Source organism: Ravibacter arvi, from assembly GCF_039540405.1.
Taxonomy (GTDB): domain Bacteria; phylum Bacteroidota; class Bacteroidia; order Cytophagales; family Spirosomataceae; genus Ravibacter; species Ravibacter arvi.
Map to the genome: position 1 here is coordinate 39,753 of NZ_BAABEY010000031.1, position 18,345 is coordinate 58,097.

Genomic DNA, 18,345 nt, shown 5'->3' on the forward strand with positions numbered 1-18,345 from the left:
CACCTCACACCTCATACCTCACACCTATTCACGGTAAAACAACATACAATGGTCTAACTACGGGTTCAGGCAGATCGCGGGGGCGGTCCCGGTTGGCGGGAAGGGTCTGCCATTGCAGGCGAAAACGGCCGGTGTTGTCGGCTGCGGTTCTGGGCTGTAGCTCCAGGCCGAATACCTTTTCAACGGTAGTGGTTTCGCCGGGGATTTTTTCTTCACTGGTAATCGTAAGGCGTTCCGGGTCCAGTGTCCAGCGGCCGCTGCCGTATACTTCATGGAAGTAGTCCATTTGCAGGCGGCCCCGTCTGTCGGTAGTCAGGGCCGAAGGCCGTACACCGGTGGTTAGCGACCCGCCCAGGTCCAGGTTCCAGGTATACCCCGGCCAGCGGCTTACCTGGTAGTTTTTCCACCGGTCCTTTTCCCACCGCGCTATAAAGACCTGGCTATGACCGGATTCATCGTACTTGTGATAGCTGACGCAAGCCCTTTGCCGGGTATCCCATGAAATAGAAAAATGCATGTTGATCAGCCCGTTCCAGGGACCTACAGGGTCTACCGTAGTACGGTTGGAACTCCACTTCAAGGGAAGTTCGACAGGCTGGCCCCTGATATTTTCCCAGGTTTTGAAATCTTTGGTGCGGACACATGAGAGGTTATGATTGGTATTGGCAATATAAGTGAGCCGCCACATCCAGATCATATAGAAGTATCCGTCGGGGCCCTGTACAAGGCGTGACATGTAGGAGTTTGCCTCGTTTTCCCCGTCAAACAGCGGCTTGTCGAATACGTCGGTCCACTTTTTCTGGTCTGCCAGGTATTTCTTCCAATAGGTGCTGCCTTCGCCGCTTTTCCCGTTCCGGTACTGGAAATACAGGTCACCTTGCGGGTCTTTGAAGAAAACCGGATAAGTCACCCGGTCTTCTCGGGCGCCGGTCATAGTGCCGGCAGTAAATGCAGAAATGTCGTGCGGTTTTTCACTTTTGAAGTAAATAAGGGGCACATTATGCATATTGCCCGACAGGTGGATATAACCTTGCTTGTCCAGGATAACCCTGACATAATTGTGGCTGTCCCATTGCGTTTTTGAAGGGAGTACCTTTTTTTTCCAGGTGCGCGAGTTGAGTTCACGCTGCGCAATGACCATGTTCCGTTCCTTGTCGTAATAGCAGACATACTGGTAAGGCCCTTCCGTATAGATATCAAATCCGAGGGGATGGCCGGCCCATACCTGGTCAACCAGGAGCGAGTCAGGAGCGGCTGAGAGCGTTTGAAAAAGCAGTAACAAAGAGACCGTGAGCCTCGGGCGCTTTGCGCACAAGCGGGCAATCGTCAATTGCGGAATGATAAAAAAGGATTTTCCCATCAGATATAGATTTAGTAGCCTTCGTTCTGCCAAAGTACCGAAAGATCGTTGTACCGGCTCAGTTCTTCAAACGGGATCGGAAACAGTACCTGATGGTCACGCATGGCATATAGCCCGTTTCCTTCCTCCGGTCTCATGAAGAACGCGTTCATGGTTTCCTTGGCCAGGCCCCATCGGATGAGATCCGTCCAACGCAGCCCCTCAAAAGCAAATTCAACCCGGCGTTCTTTCATAAGTGCCTTTCTGAATGCGTCCTGGTCGGGCACATCAGCTACCTTCAGGGCTGTCAGGCCGGCCCGCGCCCTCACCTGGTTTAGAATTTTCAAGGCCTCGCCATTGGCTTCATAGCCGGTTTCATTAAGCGCTTCCGCATACATCATCACCACGTCCGTGTAGCGTACCACGGGCAGGTTAATCGCCCAGTCATTTTGCGTCTGCGGGGTGTAGGCATCGTAATGAAGGTATTTGACAATGAATTTAGACACCGTATCAGATTGGCCCTGTGCGTTTTTCCATCCCTTCAGAATTGAAAGGTCTCTCCGCTTGTCGCCTGGTTCGTAGGCGTCATACATGGGCTGTGATACTTCCATCGCTGTCGAATACCCCGAAAACGGCATAATCGACTTGTCGTTGAACCCTTCCGGAAGCAGCCCGGTCGAGAATGCCTGCCCTTCTCCCATTTGCCCGCCGGTGAACTGGATTTCCCATACCCGTTCAGGGCCGTTGTCTTTCGAATCGGCAAAGCAACCGCGGTAGTCTGCTTCCATTGCATAAAAACCCGACTGCATAACGCTTTCCAGTTCCGGTTTTGCAGCTGAGAAGTTCTTACGGAACATATACAGCCTTGCGAGGAGGCTTTTCGCGGCGTAGCGGGTTATCCGGCCCGAATTGGCTCCGGTCCATTTTTCCGGAAGAAGGCTGATTGCCTCTTTCAGGTCGCGTTCGGCGAAAGTAAACGTTTCTTCCTGGGAGGAGCGTTTTACCTGCTTGGTTTCCTCTACAGTCAGCACCCGGTCGATCAGTGGAACGCCCCCGAATTGCCAGCCCAGGTTCCAGTAAGCCCATGCGCGCAAGGCGAAGGCTTCTCCCTTGATGTTGGAGCGGCTTGTTTCGTTGGTAAAAGATCCGTTGTCAATGCGGCCGATAACTTCGTTGCTCAGCGCGATAACCCGGTAGAAATTATTCCAGGCGCCCAGTAAAAGCGGGTTGGTGGCATCGTCAATGAAACGGGACATCCCTTCCGAATAGGGAGCATTGTTCCTCGTCTCGTCGCTTCTGACGGACAGTGCCCTGAACCAGGTGCTGTTGGAGGCATAAAGGTTCTGTTGCTGCGCATAGACGCCCACAATGGCCTGGATAAAATCATTTTCTGTCTTATAGGCCCCCGCGACGCTATATTCAGAATCGGGGGTGAGTTTTAGAAAGTCGTTGCAACCCGGCAGCAGGGTAATTGCGGCGAGGAGGCTGAATGGGATGATGCATCTCAATTTCATAAGGCGTCCGATCAAAAGTTAAGGTTGATTCCAAACGTATATTTCTTCGAAAGGGGGTAAGTGCTGTAATCGACTCCCGCCTGTGTCGTGGCATTGCCAAAACTATTGGTTTCGGGTGTAACGCCGGGGTATCGGTCAAAGGTTTTAAGATTGTCGACCGTGATATACACCCGGGCCGATCTGAACATTTTCAAGCCCAGGTTGTTGGCAGGAATCCGGTAGGCAAGGGTAATGTTCCGTATCCGTAGAAAGGTGGCGTCGTAAATTCTGAAGTCGCTGTTATTGTCAGATTTATTGCCTTTGGTATAGGGGGTATAGCCGTCCCACGACATGTCCACGCCGAGGTTTTCGGGAATGGGGTTCTCTCCGGGGCCGTACAGCGCGTCGTAGTCGGGTTTCCAGGCGCGCACCCAACGCTTGAATGAATTGATGTTTTGTCCGCCATTGTCCATTTGCCGCTGACCGAGGAACAGGACATCGCCTCCCAGTTGTCCCTGTAAAAGGAAGCTGAATTCCAGGTTTTTCCAGCCAATTCTGTTAGTAAAGCCATAGATGAGGTCGGGCAGGTTATTTCCGTACGGCACCTGGTCGTTCGCGTTGATTGCGCCATCGCCGTTCTGATCGAGATAGCGCACATTACCGGGCTCTTGTCCGGGAAGGATCGGTACGAGGGCTTTTCGTTCGGAGTCAAAGTCGGAAGGCATCAGGAGCCCATCGGTACGGTAGACCAGGAATTGCGAAATCGGCCCGCCCACCCGGGTAGTGAACCTCGCGTCCCAGCTGGTGCTGGTAAACTCTTTGATCCCGCCCATGTCCAGCACTTTGTTGCGGTTGGCAGAAAGATTCAGAGAGGTGGTCCATCGTACAATACCTACGGAATTTTGTGTGGTCAGGTCTATTTCCCAACCTTTGTTTTGAACTGATCCTATGTTGGTCCTGTAAGTTCCGAAGCCCGTGGTATTGGGGATCGGCAGGTTAAATAACAGGTTGTCCGTTCGGTTGACATAGTAGTCGAAATTCAATTGCAGCCGGTTGGAGAAAGTAGAAATATCCAACCCGAAATTGGTGGTAGAGGTAGCCTCCCATTTCAGGTTCGGGTTCTCGATGTTCGCGGGCGCAAGGCCGCCTATAACGGCATCTCCCCATGAGGCGCGTGCAATCGACAGCCGTGACATATAGTCGTAATTACCGATGCGGTCATTGCCGCTGGTACCCCAGGCTGCCCGCACTTTCAGCAGGCTCAACCAATTGACGTGGCCGAGAAAAGGCTCGGCATTGAGTTTCCAGCCGGCCGATACGGCCGGGAAAATCCCCCATTTGTGATTGTCCCCGAACCGCGACGACCCGTCTCTCCGGATGGACATATTCAGCAGGTATTTGTCCCGGAAAGCGTACCCGGCTCTTCCAAAAAACGATGCAATCCGGGATTGGTTACGGGTAGTAGACGCGGTCGTAGGCGTGGTGGCGACATTGAGTGTTTCAATCAGGTCATTCGGGAACCCGTTGGCCGTCGCATTGATCTGGTAATATTTCCTTCCTTCTGCGCTTTGACCGAGTAAAATGTTAAACGCATGTCCGCCCAGCTCTTTGTCGTAAGACAAGGTATTTTGAAGGGACCAGTTGTTGGCCGTGCGGGAATTGCTGTTCCCCTGTGTCAGAAAGCCGTTGTTATAGCCGACGTTGCCGGATTGAAAAAACTCGGCGACAATGCCTTCATAATCATATCCCAGCTGACTTTTGAACTTCAGCCGGGGCAGAATTTCATGTTCTGCCCATATTACTGTGCTAAGGCGGCTCCTTTGGGTCCGATCCGTAGTTTCGCGGATCCGTTCGAGCGGATTTGGGTACACTTGGCCGATGCCGGCCGGAAAACCCCAGTCGCGCGTAGCTTCGTTGAGCTGTACCAGGGGAGAGATGCCAAGCGCATGGTGTATGGGCGTCTCTTTTCCCTGGGTATCCCGGTCGTCCTGGGCAGAGAAAGAGGGAGACAGGTTCAGTCCCACCTGTGTTTTCTTCCCTACATTGAGTGTGCCGTTTGCCCTGAAATTGAAGCGATTGTAATAGGTTTCCCGGATAATGCCCTCCTGTCCCATATAACCGCCGGAAATAAAGATGCTCCCGAGGTCGCTTTTTCCTGATACGGAAACCTGGTAGCTCTGAAAGGGAGCAACGCGCGTGATCGCTTTTTGCCAGTCGGTACCGGACCGGTTCGGGTCCAGCCACAGGTCGGGAATCTGCAGGCCAACCGGCCGGTTTTCCATAGGATCTTTCATAGAGCCGCCCTGCCTCAGCCACTGGTCGTTGCGATGCCAGATGTGGAAGGCTACCCACTCGTCTTTGTTCATCATGCCGACAAACTTTTCGGGGTCTTGAAAGCCGTACATCGCGTCGACGTTTACAGCTGTTTTCCCGGACCCTTTTTTGGTTTCGATAAGTACCACGCCATTCCCGCCCCTGGCACCATAGATCGCCGTGGCGGAGGCATCTTTCAGGATCTGGATGGATTCCACATCCGAAGGGTTGATGTCGTTCATGTTGTCTTTCGGCACCCCGTCGATCACATATAGCGGGCTGCTGTTGCCGTTGATTGTATTGACCCCCCGGATCTGGATTTGCAGTTCCTGGCCCGGAATACCGGAAGCACTTTGGGCCCTGACGCCTGCAAGCTGCCCGGCAAAGGCCTCACTCAGGGTAGGGATGGGGCGCTCTGCGATGGCCTCACTTCCGATTTTCGAGATCGAACTGGTCAGGTTTTCTTTTTTGACAGATCCGTAACCCACGACAATAAGCTCGCTGAGCGATTTTTGGTCAACTACAAGGCCCAGGTTAATAGTGGTCCGGTTGCCTACCTGTACCTCCTGCGTCACGTACCCGACAAAGGAGAAGACGAGCGTTGCTTCATCGTTGGGCACTATCATGTTGAACCGGCCTTCCGCATCGGTTGCCGTTCCCTGCTGCGTACCTTTTAAAAGGATATTTACACCGGGCAGGCCTGCACCGCTTTCGTCGGTAATTTTTCCCGAAACCTGTCTTTCGGGCGCAATATCGCCTTCGGAGGACTGAGTGGGTACGGGAAGCCGGCTGAGTCCGGGTGCCGGTAACCGGGCCGGGTAGAGGGGAGTATACAGGGTCGCGTCAGGGCCACGACGGGAGCGGGAAGCCGGTTTGATCCGCTTTTTTTCGTCCAGCACCAGGTACGACTGCCTGTTTACCTTTTTGAAAGTGAGACCAAGCGGCTTCAGGATCTTGTCCAGGTTCCGTTCGAGGCTTTGCTCCATGTTGATAACATCGGCCGGTACGGTAAGCCCCTCGACCGATTTGAGCTCAAACATAATATCAACCCGTTAGTTGTTTTTCAACACATTCAGAACGTTCTTCAACTGCATGGCCTGGATATCGGCACGCTGTTCCCGGGTTTCGTTTTGCCGGGCATAGGCGATAGTCTGCGACGTTCCGGGTGGGCTGCCAAACAGCAAAGCAGCAGCCATAAGCCCCCTCAACGGGGCTTTCAGTAATTTTGTAACCATAATTCGAATTGTTTTTAAAGTTGAGCCTCAGTTTTCAGCGTCCGTTCGTGATTGAAGGCCTACGGCTTTTTTTGCGTCCAATAGTTACATTTTAAGAGCCCGTCAACAGAACGTGATTTCCCTGTCTCTTAACCGTTATGTCCAGCAGTTCTGCTATAGATTGCAGGAGCTCATCCACACTTTCCGCCTGGAAAGAGCCCATCAGCATCCTTTTTCCCAGATCCTCGCCCCGCATCTCAAAGGTGAGGCCATAATTTTCCTGCAGCAGGTACACAACCTCTTCGAGCGATGTTTCTTCAAACACAAAACGCCTTTGTTCCCATTCCGAATAGATCTGCGCATATGGTGTGGTTTTCAGTTCCAGCCGGTTGTTTTTGCTGAAAGTTGCGAGATCTCCGGGCTTCATGGTGACCTCCTTCGATTGCCGGTCCTCATTGTAGAGAAGCTGTACCTTCCCGCTTTTCAGGATGACCTTGGAAAATTGATCGCGCGCAAACATGGTGAACTCTGTTCCGAGCACGACTACCTCCAATTCCCTGGGTGTTTTAACGACAAATTGCTTGTTATCAATGGTATGGGTGACTTTAAAGGAAGCGTCGCCATCCAGGTACACTTCCCGGCGGGTTTCTCCGAAGCCCCAGCGCGGCACCCGGAGCATGGAATTGGTATTCAGCTTCACGAGCGTGCTGTCCGGAAGCCGGTAGGTAGCAACTTCAGAATAGGCCGTGCGGTAGGTCCGGAAGAGTATTCTGTCACTGAACAACCAGGCGGACAGTCCGGCCAGGAGCACCACTGAGGCGGCGGAGGTGAGAAAAAGATTCCGCTTCTTTCGCAGCCGGCAATTACGCTCTGCGTCAAAGAACTTTTCCGTAGCTTTTTTTACAGGATGATGACCGGTTTTTAGAAAGTCGATAAACTGGCCTGTGGCGTCCTCAGTTCCGGCTACGTATTGGGGATGTATATTTTCCCATTCTTCGAGCCAGAGGTAGTACTGCTCTTCATGCACCTTTTCGGTAAGCCACTTCTCAATTTCCTTACGTTGGATAGGAGAGGTCTTACGGGCAAAATGGTTAAAAATCAGCTCTTTGTTTATTTCAGTTCTCATGGCGTCTGTCTTCTGAAGAGCCGGTTACGCAGTTGTCTGCCTGTCCGGGTTATATCCAGTATTCTTTCAGGCCTTTCCGCATGGCGGTCAGTGCTTTTCCTATATGTACTTCGACTGTTTTTACCGAGATTTGCAGTTCATCGGCAATTTCCTGGTAGCGCTTTCCTTCGAACCGGTTCATCAGGAATACTTTTCTGCATTGGTTGGGAAGAGTCTCCACGATCATCTCGATGCAACTGAGTATCTCTTCATATTGTGCGGCGTTGTCGGGCTGCTGGCTCTGCGCGGATTTATGGGATTCGGCAGCATCCAATGTCTCCATTTTTCGGAATTCCAGTCTCAGGTAATTGTAGGCCTCATTCCGCACCGATCTGAAAAGGTAAAAACGATAGGAGGAAGTGATGGTTTCGAACGCCCTGGTCTTCCAGAACTTACAGAATATTTCGCTCACGAGGTCTTCGGCGATTTCCCTGGAATACACGAAGCGTACGGCATGACTGCATAACATCTTATGGTAGCGCCGGAAAAGGAGCTCGCAGCCCTTTATTTCGTCTTCCTGAAAGGTCTTCCGGATAAAAAACTCAGTGTCCTTCATCCGGCCTTCATCTCCCGGAATAACTGACTGTTCCTGCTTATGACGAACTAAATCCGTTTCGTCTTCTTGAAGTGGCTCTCTCTGCATAATCCGGAATCGTCCAAAAATTTCTTCATTCGGTGAAATACCCTATTGGTAAGACAACTTTTCAGAAAATTCCCCCTATTGTGTCTACAGCATTTTTTGGAAACCGGGTCAGAAATAACTTAATCCGAAAAAAAGGCGGGGCGTCGGTAATGGCCGGATTTGAAGCCAATTTGCGGGGAAGCGGTAGAATCGGGCGCTTTTCGCCTTTTATGACGATAAGCCTGCGTGGCCCGACCTACGCGGCCCGACCTGCGCGGCACTGATGAATCATTTCTGTTTTGCCCGCCATAAACTCATCATCATAAACCAAACGTCTATAGCCATGTACCGTTATCTGTTATTGCTTCTGTTACTTTCTCCGGTGGTTTCCGCTCAGGAATTGGTCACCGGAAAAAACCGGGAAATTGCGTTTGTCGCGGTAAATGTGATACCGATGGACAAAAATGAGGTAGTGAAGAATCAGACGGTAATCGTAAAAAACGGCAGGATTATTGAGATGGGGCCGAGTGGAAAGGTGAAACCCGGCAGCCAGGCAACCATAATCGACGGTAAGGGGAAGTACCTGCTTCCGGGCTGGGCGGAAATGCATGCGCATGTGCCGCAGGTTGATAATTTTGGGCCTATGAAAGAGGTGCTGATGCTGTACCTGGTCAATGGCATCACACAGATCAGGGGCATGCTCGGCGCGCCGAGCCACCTTGAGCTGCGTAATAGGATCAGGTCGGGAGATATACTCGGTCCGCATTTCATCACCTCAGGCCCCTCATTAAGTGGCCAGAGTGTCAGGAGCCCTGAGCGGGGAGTCGAGATGGTAAAAGAACAGAAGGCCGCCGGTTACGATTTCCTGAAGCTGCACCCCGGGCTTACCAAGGCTACTTTTCCCGGAATTGTTCAGACTGCTAAATCCGTGGGAATCCCTTTTGCAGGGCACGTGTCATTTAATGTAGGGGTTTGGGCTGCCATTGAGTCCGGCTATGCCACCATCGATCACATGGATGGTTTCATAGAAGCCATTACACCCGGTGTTGATACCATGGCGGCTTCGGAAACAGGGTTGTTTGGGGCGAAGATCGCGTACAAGGCTGATCGTTCGAAGATCGGGTCATTGGTCAAGGCCCTGAAGGCGAATCGTATTGCGGTAGTGCCTACGGAAGCGCTCGCTGAGCGCTGGCTTTCGCCGGAGGGGGTGGAAGTTTACGAAAACGATCCTGACCTGAAATACATAGACCCCAAAGAGCGGGAACGATGGCTGACGGTTAAAAGAAATTATCAGAATGAACCGGGCTTCAACAAAGAGCACGCCCGGGCACTAATCCGGGTGCGTCAGGAATTACTGCGCGCTTGTCAGAAAGAAGGTGTGAACTTGCTGCTGGGCTCCGATGGTCCGCAAATCCTGAATGTACCCGGTTTTTCAATCCATCACGAGTTGAAATACCTGGTAGATGCCGGTCTGACGCCCTATGAAGCGTTGAAAACCGGTACGGTAAACGTGGCGAAATTCCTGGGTAAAGAAAAATCGGGAGCAGTCAGGAAAGGATTTGATTCCGATCTGGTACTGCTGGCCGGAAACCCGCTCGAAAATATCGAAAACTCAAGACGCATTGAAGCCGTGATAATCGGAACGAGCCTGCTTTCCAGAGAATTCATGGACTCGGAACTGGAAAAAATAGCGACAAGCCACAAGCAGTAACGGACTCCCACCCCTCAAACCTCAAACCTCAAACCTCATCCCTCAAACCCCACCCCTATGAAAAAAATACTGATCAGCGTGCTGGTATTCCTCGCGGTCCTGTTGTTGGCGGGCTGGCTTTATACGGGCAGGCAATTAAGGGACCGTCACCCGGGTTATGAGGTGAACCTGCAGATAAAGCCGGGCGACCCGAAGCGGCTGAAAATAGGTTTTGCGAAACGCGACCTCACTCCCAAGGGTTTTGATACCTGGAATGACGCAAACGGTGACGCGAAGTATGCAGAAAAGGATGGTGACACCTTTAACGACCTGAACGGCAACGGTGTTTTCGACGCCGTCTGGCTTGCGGGATTTCACCAGTCGCGGCCTGCCAACGGGGTGAATGATTCGCTTTGGGCCAGGTCAATGGTCATTGATGACGGTAACCATAAAATAGCGCTTTGTGTGATCGATATGATGGGTTTCGGCCACGATGACGTGGTAACTGCGCGAAAAAGAATTAAGCAATCGCTTGATATTGATTATGTTATTATTTCCAGTACGCATGTTCATTCCTCTCCGGATCTTCTGGGCATGTGGGGACCCGGCATATTAAAAAGGGGCACTGACGATGAATATCTTGCAAGCGTGATCGACAACATTGCGGCATCTGTGGAGGAAGCTTACCGGGCGGCCCGGCCTGCGCGGTTGAAATTTGCGGAAGATCTTGCCGGGGCAACGCCCCTTGTAGGGGATTCACGCCCGCCTAAAGTTTTTGATGCGGGCGTCCGGCTGATGCAGGCCATCGATGTGGAAACAGGCCGTACGCTGGGGACCTTTCTCAATTGGGGGAATCATCCCGAAACGCTTTGGTCAGGGAACCTCATGCTGACATCGGATTTTCCTCATTATTACCGGAAGTACCTGGAGGAAGGGGTGTACCGGGGAGACAGCCTCATAGAAGCCGGGCTGGGTGGCGTCGCGTTGTTTGCCAACGGCGCGGTTGGCGGGCTCATGACTACCAGGCCGCCGGATACGATACAGCATCCCTTGTCGGGGGAGTTGCTGACCGGCGCCACCTTTGAAAAAGCCGATGCGCAGGGTATGGCATTGGCCCTGTTGTCGCTCAGGGCTTTGAAGTCTGCGACCAGCCAGGTTGACTCCGCGGCAATTGGTGTTGCTGCCAGAACAATTTCCCTAAAAGTGGAAAACAAGCTATTCCGCCTGGCCGGAAGGCTCGGTGTTTTTCGCCGCGGTTACGTCCGGCGGCAGCACCTGCGGTCGGAAGTAGCGGTTTGGTCGCTTGGGCCGGCGGCTTTTATGCACGTCCCGGGCGAGCTTTACCCGGAGATTCTCAATGGCGGCGTGGAAACGCCGGAGGGCGCTGATTATAGAATGGAGAAAATCGAGGTACCGCCTCTCCGAGATCTCATGCGGCACCGGTATAAATTCTTCATAGGCCTCTCTAATGACGAAGTAGGCTATATCATTCCGAAAAGCCAATGGGACACCCGTTCGCCGTACACCTACGGACGCGATTCAGGGCCCTACGGCGAAGTGAACTCCCTGGGGCCGGAAACAGCACCAGTTTTGTACGAACACTTGCGGGATCTGCTGAAAATGCTCGGCGGAGCGTAGCCGGGCCTGGTGATGCCGTTACTCAAAACGAAGGTGTTTTACTGATTCTCCGGATACAGCCAGCTCAGTCAGCGCGTCAATCCCGATCTGAAGGTGTCTTTGCACATAGAGTTGTGTTACCTTCTGGTCGCTTGCTTCCGTTTTTACACCTTCCGGCACGAGCGGGTTGTCTGAGACCAGCAGGAGGGCGCCGTGGGGAATAGCGTTCGCAAAACCAACGATAAAAATGGTAGCGGTTTCCATGTCAATTGCAAGCGCCCTGATGTCGCGCAGGTACTTCTTAAATTCTTCGTCATGTTCCCAGATCCTCCTGTTGGTGGTGAAACAGGTACCGGTCCAGTAATCGAGCTCGTGCTTGATAATGGTGGAGGATACGGCGCGCTGCAACCGGAATGAGGGAAGGGCGGGGATTTCGCGGGGCATGTAGTCGTCGCTGGTCCCTTCGCCGCGAATGGCCGCAATGGGTAAGACCAGGTCACCCAACTGTGTTTTTTTTAGCCCGCCGCATTTGCCTAAAAACAGGACGGCTTTCGGACTGATGGCAGACAGAAGGTCCATGATGGTGGCCGCCATCGGGCTTCCCATGCCGAAGTTGATAATTGTGATGTTATGGGCTGTTGCCGTTTGCATGGACCGGCCCTGACCACGGACTTCGACTCCGAATTTTTCAGCAAACAGGGAAACATAATTGATAAAATTGGTGAGGAGAATATATTCGCCAAACTCATCCAGAGGCGTCCCGGTATACCGGGGCAGCCAGTTTTCGACGATATCGCTTTTGGTTTTCATCGGGGGGGTGAGGTTTGAGCCATGAGCCATGAGGTGTGAGGTTTGAGCCATGAGGTGTGAGATGCTAGTCCCTCACACCTCACACCTCACACCTCAAACCTCACCCCCCATGTTTTTTGAAATATGAATGTGAACCGTCATTTTTACATCCATGTTGCCTCAATTGAAACTCCCTTCTTTTGCTTGTAAAGTTAAAGAAGTAGACGGAAAACCCTACATTTTTGACGTAGTGCGGAAAAAGTTTGTCATTCTTTCTCCCGAGGAGTGGGTACGGCAGCATTTTGTCAACCTGTTGATTGAGCATTACCGGTATCCGCGTGCGCTGTTTGCGATCGAAACCGGCCTGTTTTATCATTCGCTCAGGAAGCGGTCCGACATCATGGTGCTGGGCAGTGATGCCGCACCCTTTTTACTTGTGGAATGCAAGGCGCCTGCTGTTAAACTGCAGCCCGTGGTTTTTGAGCAGATAGCCCGTTATAATTATACGCTTCGTCCGAAGTTCATGGCCGTAACCAATGGGATGGAACACTTTTGTTTCAGGGTCGGGGCCGGAGGAAACCTGGTATTTCTTGACGGCCTGCCTTTATACAGCGAAGAGCCCGGCTTCTGACCGGGCTCTTCTGTATAAAGGCCTTGGACGTTATTTTGGAAACGCCGCCATGCCGTAGTGACGCTGCAGCAATTGCTCGTATTTTTTGGCTTCTTCTGCCTTCCCTTCCTCCTGGTAAGTGGTCATAATCGACTGTAGAATGTACAGGTGGAGGTTACTGTTGCGGGTGCCTGAATTCCCGCTTTCTTTGGCGAAAGTGAGGTTTTCGTCGGCCCGCTGCGCCATTTTCTCCGCAATATCCGAAGCGATCTTGTCCTCACCCAGTTCAAGGGCCGGTGCTATAAAGTTTACCGAGATCTGGTCATATGGGATGCTCTTGTCCGGCATGGTTTCCAATGAACGCTTCAGTGCGGCGCGTGCTTCCTCCTTTTTACCTTCGGTGAGCAACTGGTTAATCAACCGCAGGAAAGAAATGCGGGCGGAAAGCACGGGGGAGCCCAGGTAGGTATTGTCGTAATACGTATTCGGATTGTTCAGCTCGCGCCATGCCATATGGTTCATGAGCCTGTCGTACATTACCGTCGAGTTCACGTAGCCGTCGCTCGCACCATCCACCTTAACCGGCAGGAGGCGGTAAGCGTAGCCTTCGAGCTGCATGTACTCTTTAAGGTTGAGGTAGCTGCTGTTTCCGAGCGTAGAGGAGAAATAAACCGGGCGTTTCCAGTCGTTGTTCGCTATAATGTCCAGCATAATCAGGTCGGACTTATAGAGGTCTCTGTTGCCGATATTCCAGCTGATGGAATCCCGTAGAAGAGGCAACAGGTCTTCTTTTACAATTTTCTGGTTTTTTACGTGCTCTACATCGACCGGCAGGAACAATACGGACGATGGCAGTATGGAGGTCATGTCACCCGAAGTGAGCGGCACCTGGATCGCGCGGTTTTCCTGTTTGATGAGCGAGATATACTCTTTCAGGTTGATGCCCGCCTTTACACCCGGCACTTCATAGAAAGGAACAACGTCATTCCGTCCGTACAGGTAGTTTTTGCGATCAAGTGTGATGGGCAGAGCTTCGGATTCGTAGGTCTTGCGCTTCATTTGATCGATGTACCAATCGGTCCCCAAAAGGCTGAGGTTACATACCCTGACATCGGTGCGGAAACCTTCCACTTCCTGCACATACCACAACGGGAATGTATCGTTGTCGCCGCCGGTAAAGAGAATGGCGTTGGGAGCACAGGTATTGAGCATATTTTTTGCAAAATCTACCGAGTGGTAACGGTGCGCGCGGTTGTGGTTGTCCCAACCTTTTGCAACCATGATAGCCGGAACCAGCAGGCCGACTGCCGTAGCGGCAATGGCGCGGGTAGTTTCGCTGGAAAGCACTTTCTTGATGGCATCGGCCAGGAACATAACGCCCAACCCGATCCACATGGTGAAAATGTAGAAGGACCCCACGTAAATGTAGTCACGTTCTCTCGGTTCTTCCGGAGGAGAGTTGAGGTAAATAACGAGCGCGACCCCGGTCAGAATAAAGAGCAGCGCAAGAATGAGCAGATCGCTGCGCTTTCTGAAGTATTGGTACAGAATACCCAGTATTCCGAGGAGGAAAGGCAGCATCATGTAATTGTCGTGGGCCTTGTTCCGGGCAATCGTAGAGGGATATGCTTTACCGGCATCCCAGGGCAGCAGCGTCCCGGCGCCTTCTTCATCACTTTCCCTACCGACGAAGTTCCAGAGGAAATAACGCCAGTACATGTGACCGATCTGGTAGGAAAGCATGAAGCTGATGTTGTTGGCCAGGTTCGGGCGTTGTCCTTCGGGAAGGTTCTGCATCTGTTGGTACAGTTGCACGTGCCTGGGTTGCGTGCTGTACATCCGCGGTAGTAAAACAGAAGAACCGGAGGGATATTCGTACTCAGGCTTATAATCGTAAATCTTGTACTTGCCGTTTTCTTTTATGTACATCGGGGCGCCGCGTTTCTGGCTTACCGGCCGGTCAACGTAGGTCGGGCCGAACAACAGCGGCCTGCTGCCGTATTGCTCGCGTTTGAGGTAAGATACGAAGCTGAGCACGTCGTTCGGGTTATTTTCATTGATAGGAGGGTTGAATTCCGCTCTTACCAATACCAGAATGTACGACATGTAGCCCACAAGCACAAAAACCAGGGAAAGCAGCGACACATTCAGGATTTCCTTCGACTTTTTTTCACTGTAACGGATCCCCCAGACCAATGCACCCAGGAACAGCACGATGAAAAACGCGATGCCCGATGCATATGGCAGTCCCATTGAGTTCACAAAGAAAAGCTCCATTTGTCCGGCCAATGTGGGAAGCCCGGGGATAATTGCCGAGTTGATAATTCCGAGTATCAGCAGCCCGATCACAAACGAAACGGCGATTCCCCAGAAAGAACGTTTCTCGTATTTCTTGAAATAATAGATCAGGGCAAGTGCCGGGATTGTGACCAGGTTCAGCAAGTGGACACCTATTGACAAACCTACCAGGTAGGCAATAAAAAGCAGCCAGCGATTGGCTGCTGCGCTGTCATCGATCCGCTCCCATTTGAAGGCGGCCCAGATAACAATAGCCGTAAAAAACGAAGAAAGGCCGTAAACTTCAGCTTCCACAGCAGAAAACCAGAAAGAGTCGGACCAGGTATAGGCAAGCGCGCCGACAACACCGGCACCCAGAACCAGGTAGGTATCGGCCATGGTAAGTGCTTCATCGGTTTTGTTCAGGATTTTCCGGGCCAGCATGGTAATGGTCCAGAACAGGAACAGGATGGTAAAGGCGCTGCCGGTGACTGACAACAGGTTGACCCAATAGGCTGCTTTTTCTAGGTCACCGAAAGAGAACATGGAGAAAAGTCGTCCGAGGAGCAGGAAAAACGGGGCTCCCGGCGGGTGCGGAACCTGCAATTTGAATGCGCAGGCTATGAATTCGCCACAATCCCAAAAACTGGCGGTTCTTTCAACGGTTAACAGGTAGGTGACCAACGCAATCCCGAAGATTACCCAGCCCGTGAGATTGTTGTAACGACTAAATCGGTTCATGAAAAACGGTTGACTGTTATGATTTTTTGTGGTACTGTCATTCAGAAGCACAGCCAAAATTAGTAAAATAAGGACAAAGGCAAGGTTCGCATGCTCTTAATTAATGTTAAACCCTGTTTTGTGAGGTTCCGGCACCGGGGAAAGCGAAATTTGCCGAATCTTTCCTGATACCATTGCCTGTAACGGTGTTTTCTATGGGGCTTGCTGCCGTTAGCCAAATTTCAAGTATGAAAAAGTCCCGGAGCGTTTATTATTGTGCCGTATAACCCATCCATCGGGAAAATAGAAATTGGATTTATCCCTTAGGAAATAGTTGTGTTTTGGCATGCAACTTTCGGCTGAAACAATTTAATATAATTAAACTAACTATGTTTTGTAATGACCCAAGAATTCAATCGAAAATTTGTTTAATCCCTCTTTTGGCATTTATTTCGTGGGTCAGTTTCGGTTTTTGCGAACTGAAATACTGATCAGTATTTCCAATATCTTGTTATTCTTAATCTAGCGTCCCTTGAATTCTGTAGAAGCATTTATGAGTCGGGTTGAACTGGACAACCCGGGAGAATTAGAGTTTCACCAAGCGGTAAGAGAAGTTGCCGAGACCATCATACCTTTTACGGAGACTAATCCGCGATACAGGAACGCCAACCTGCTTCAGCGTCTTGTAGAGCCGGAGCGTATTGTGATTTTCCGTGTGCCCTGGGTTGACGATAAGGGAGAAATCCAGGTGAACCGCGGGTACAGGGTGCAGATGAGCAGCGCGATCGGGCCCTACAAAGGGGGGTTGCGTTTCCATCCTTCGGTGAACCTGGGAACGTTGAAATTTCTTGCATTCGAACAGGTATTCAAAAACAGCCTGACGCAGCTTCCGATGGGAGGGGGTAAGGGCGGATCGAACTTTGACCCGAAAGGCAAAAGCGATGGAGAAGTCATGCGGTTCTGTCAGAGCTTCATGACCGAGCTGTCGCGCCATATCAGTCACGATGCCGACGTCCCGGCCGGAGACATTGGGGTGGGGGCAAGGGAGATCGGTTACATGTTCGGTCAGTATAAAAGACTCAAAAACGAATATACCGGTGTATTGACCGGCAAGGGTTTTGAATGGGGCGGAAGCCTGATTCGTCCTGAGGCGACCGGTTATGGCGTAGTGTACTTCGTAGACAGAATGCTGGCTGAAAGGCACGATACCATGAAAGGCAAGCGGGTAGTTATTTCCGGATCCGGGAACGTTGCCCAATATACTGTCGAGAAGTGCATTGAGCTGGGAGCGAAGGTGTTGACCGTGTCGGATTCTTCCGGTTATATCTATGACGCAAACGGGATTGATGCAGAGCGCCTGGCTTATATCCTGGAGTTGAAAAACGTAAAACGGGAGCGTATAAAAGTTTACGCGGAGCGTTTCGGTTGCGAGTATGTAGAAGGTAAAAAGCCTTGGGAAGTTCCTTGTGACATTGCCTTTGCCAATGCTACCCAGAATGAGCTGGATGCAGAAGATGCCCGGAATTTGGTTAAAAATGGTTGTTTCTGTGTGGCAGAGGGAGCTAATATGCCTACTACTCCGGAAGCGATTGAGGTATTCAAAGCGCACGATGTTTTATTTGCCCCCGGGAAAGCTTCAAATGCCGGCGGTGTAGCGGTATCCGGTCTGGAAATGTCACAGAATTCATTGCGTTTGTCGTGGACGCGCGAGGAGGTGGATCAGCGCCTTTACAAGATCATGGAGAACATCCATACCATCTGTAAGCGTTATGGCCACGGTCCTGACGGCCGGCTTGACTATGTAAAAGGAGCTAATATCGGCGGCTTTGTCCGGGTGGCGGAAGCCATGCTGGCGCAGGGAGTTGTATAATCTATAAAACGCTGCGCAGGTATCTGCGCACGTTCTCCATATAGAGATTTTCATTGTAACCGTTGCTCTCTTTGAGGGCAACGGTCATTTTTATTATAATAAATCCGAAAGTAACAACCCACCATTCCTGGTACGTTTTGTTGACTGACTCGGCAAACCTGGGCTTGAAGGCCGCGATCATTTCCCAGACCACGTTGTTTTCGTGGCTCATTTCGGCTGCATACACTTCTTTTGAGGCACTGTAGGCCCCTCCAAGGTTAAACATTACCTCGAACACTTCCGGCCGGTTCCGGGCAAATTCCCAGGTAAGCAATGCTACTTCTGTCAATTGTTTTTCCGGGCTGCGATACAGTGCCTTGATGTCGCGGAAGCCGGCATTCAACTGTGCGAATCCGTCGCGTCTTATCGCTTCCAGGAGCGATTCCTTGTTCTCGAAATGTTCGTAAAGAATAGGGGCGCTGTATTCGATCGCGTCCGCGATTTTCCGCACGGAAACCGCGGGCCAGCCTTCCTTTTTAGCGATGGCGCATGCTGTTTCTACAATCTGGCTGCGCAATTGCATCCGGTGCCTTTCTCTGCGCGCTGACGTTCCCATTCCTAAAAACGAGGTTAACGGCGAAATCGAC

General features: G+C 51.6%; 13 protein-coding genes. 4 read left to right on the forward strand and 9 right to left on the reverse strand.

All coding sequences use genetic code 11. From position 1 onward, the window contains the following. Nucleotides 1–28 precede the first annotated feature (28 nt). The 6 genes from ABD852_RS17830 to ABD852_RS17855 all read right to left on the reverse strand — a co-directional run bounded on the left by ABD852_RS17830 (nucleotide 29) and on the right by ABD852_RS17855 (nucleotide 8,167). On the reverse strand, nucleotides 29–1,360 hold the full coding sequence (locus ABD852_RS17830; protein WP_345031366.1) for a BNR repeat-containing protein: 1,332 nt from the start codon (nucleotides 1,358–1,360) through the stop codon (nucleotides 29–31). A gap of 11 nt (nucleotides 1,361–1,371) precedes the next feature. Next, nucleotides 1,372–2,853 (reverse strand): RagB/SusD family nutrient uptake outer membrane protein, encoded by a 1,482-nt coding sequence (locus ABD852_RS17835; protein ID WP_345031367.1) that lies wholly within the window; start codon nucleotides 2,851–2,853, stop codon nucleotides 1,372–1,374. 11 nt (nucleotides 2,854–2,864) lie between these two features. Further along, nucleotides 2,865–6,185: a SusC/RagA family TonB-linked outer membrane protein gene (locus ABD852_RS17840; protein WP_345031369.1), complete on the reverse strand. Its 3,321-nt coding sequence runs from the start codon at nucleotides 6,183–6,185 to the stop codon at nucleotides 2,865–2,867. 12 nt (nucleotides 6,186–6,197) lie between these two features. Then, the gene (locus ABD852_RS17845; RefSeq protein WP_345031370.1) at nucleotides 6,198–6,380 is read right to left on the reverse strand and encodes a hypothetical protein; all 183 of its coding nucleotides are present in this window, start codon (nucleotides 6,378–6,380) and stop codon (nucleotides 6,198–6,200) included. Nucleotides 6,381–6,471: 91 nt separating this feature from the next. Continuing rightward, nucleotides 6,472–7,485: a FecR family protein gene (locus tag ABD852_RS17850; RefSeq protein WP_345031371.1), complete on the reverse strand. Its 1,014-nt coding sequence runs from the start codon at nucleotides 7,483–7,485 to the stop codon at nucleotides 6,472–6,474. Nucleotides 7,486–7,534: 49 nt separating this feature from the next. Next, nucleotides 7,535–8,167 (reverse strand): RNA polymerase sigma-70 factor, encoded by a 633-nt coding sequence (locus ABD852_RS17855; protein WP_345031372.1) that lies wholly within the window; start codon nucleotides 8,165–8,167, stop codon nucleotides 7,535–7,537. Nucleotides 8,168–8,489: 322 nt separating this feature from the next. On the opposite strand from ABD852_RS17855, the gene ABD852_RS17860 reads away from it, so the two are divergent. Continuing rightward, the gene (locus tag ABD852_RS17860) at nucleotides 8,490–9,857 is read left to right on the forward strand and encodes an amidohydrolase family protein (RefSeq protein ID WP_345031373.1); all 1,368 of its coding nucleotides are present in this window, start codon (nucleotides 8,490–8,492) and stop codon (nucleotides 9,855–9,857) included. 57 nt (nucleotides 9,858–9,914) lie between these two features. Continuing rightward, nucleotides 9,915–11,474 carry a hypothetical protein gene (locus ABD852_RS17865; RefSeq protein WP_345031374.1) on the forward strand — a complete coding sequence of 520 codons (1,560 nt, stop codon included), beginning with the start codon at nucleotides 9,915–9,917 and terminating at the stop codon, nucleotides 11,472–11,474. Nucleotides 11,475–11,492: 18 nt separating this feature from the next. Here ABD852_RS17865 and ABD852_RS17870 read toward each other — a convergent pair whose 3' ends face one another. Next, on the reverse strand, nucleotides 11,493–12,263 hold the full coding sequence (locus tag ABD852_RS17870) for an AMP nucleosidase (protein WP_345031375.1): 771 nt from the start codon (nucleotides 12,261–12,263) through the stop codon (nucleotides 11,493–11,495). A gap of 163 nt (nucleotides 12,264–12,426) precedes the next feature. Between ABD852_RS17870 and ABD852_RS17875 the strand changes: the two genes are divergently transcribed. Continuing rightward, complete coding sequence (locus tag ABD852_RS17875; protein ID WP_345031376.1) at nucleotides 12,427–12,873, forward strand: type I restriction enzyme HsdR N-terminal domain-containing protein; 447 nt, start codon at nucleotides 12,427–12,429, stop codon at nucleotides 12,871–12,873. Between the two features lie 30 nt (nucleotides 12,874–12,903). Here ABD852_RS17875 and ABD852_RS17880 read toward each other — a convergent pair whose 3' ends face one another. Beyond that, nucleotides 12,904–15,870, reverse strand: a complete 2,967-nt coding sequence (locus ABD852_RS17880) for a glycosyltransferase family 117 protein (RefSeq protein ID WP_345031377.1) — start codon at nucleotides 15,868–15,870, stop codon at nucleotides 12,904–12,906. Between the two features lie 511 nt (nucleotides 15,871–16,381). On the opposite strand from ABD852_RS17880, the gene gdhA reads away from it, so the two are divergent. Continuing rightward, nucleotides 16,382–17,719, forward strand: a complete 1,338-nt coding sequence (gene gdhA / locus ABD852_RS17885; protein WP_345031378.1) for an NADP-specific glutamate dehydrogenase — start codon at nucleotides 16,382–16,384, stop codon at nucleotides 17,717–17,719. 1 nt (nucleotide 17,720) lies between these two features. On the opposite strand, the gene ABD852_RS17890 is transcribed toward gdhA, so the two are convergent. Continuing rightward, complete coding sequence (locus ABD852_RS17890) at nucleotides 17,721–18,314, reverse strand: TetR/AcrR family transcriptional regulator (RefSeq protein WP_345031381.1); 594 nt, start codon at nucleotides 18,312–18,314, stop codon at nucleotides 17,721–17,723. Nucleotides 18,315–18,345: the final 31 nt, after the last annotated feature.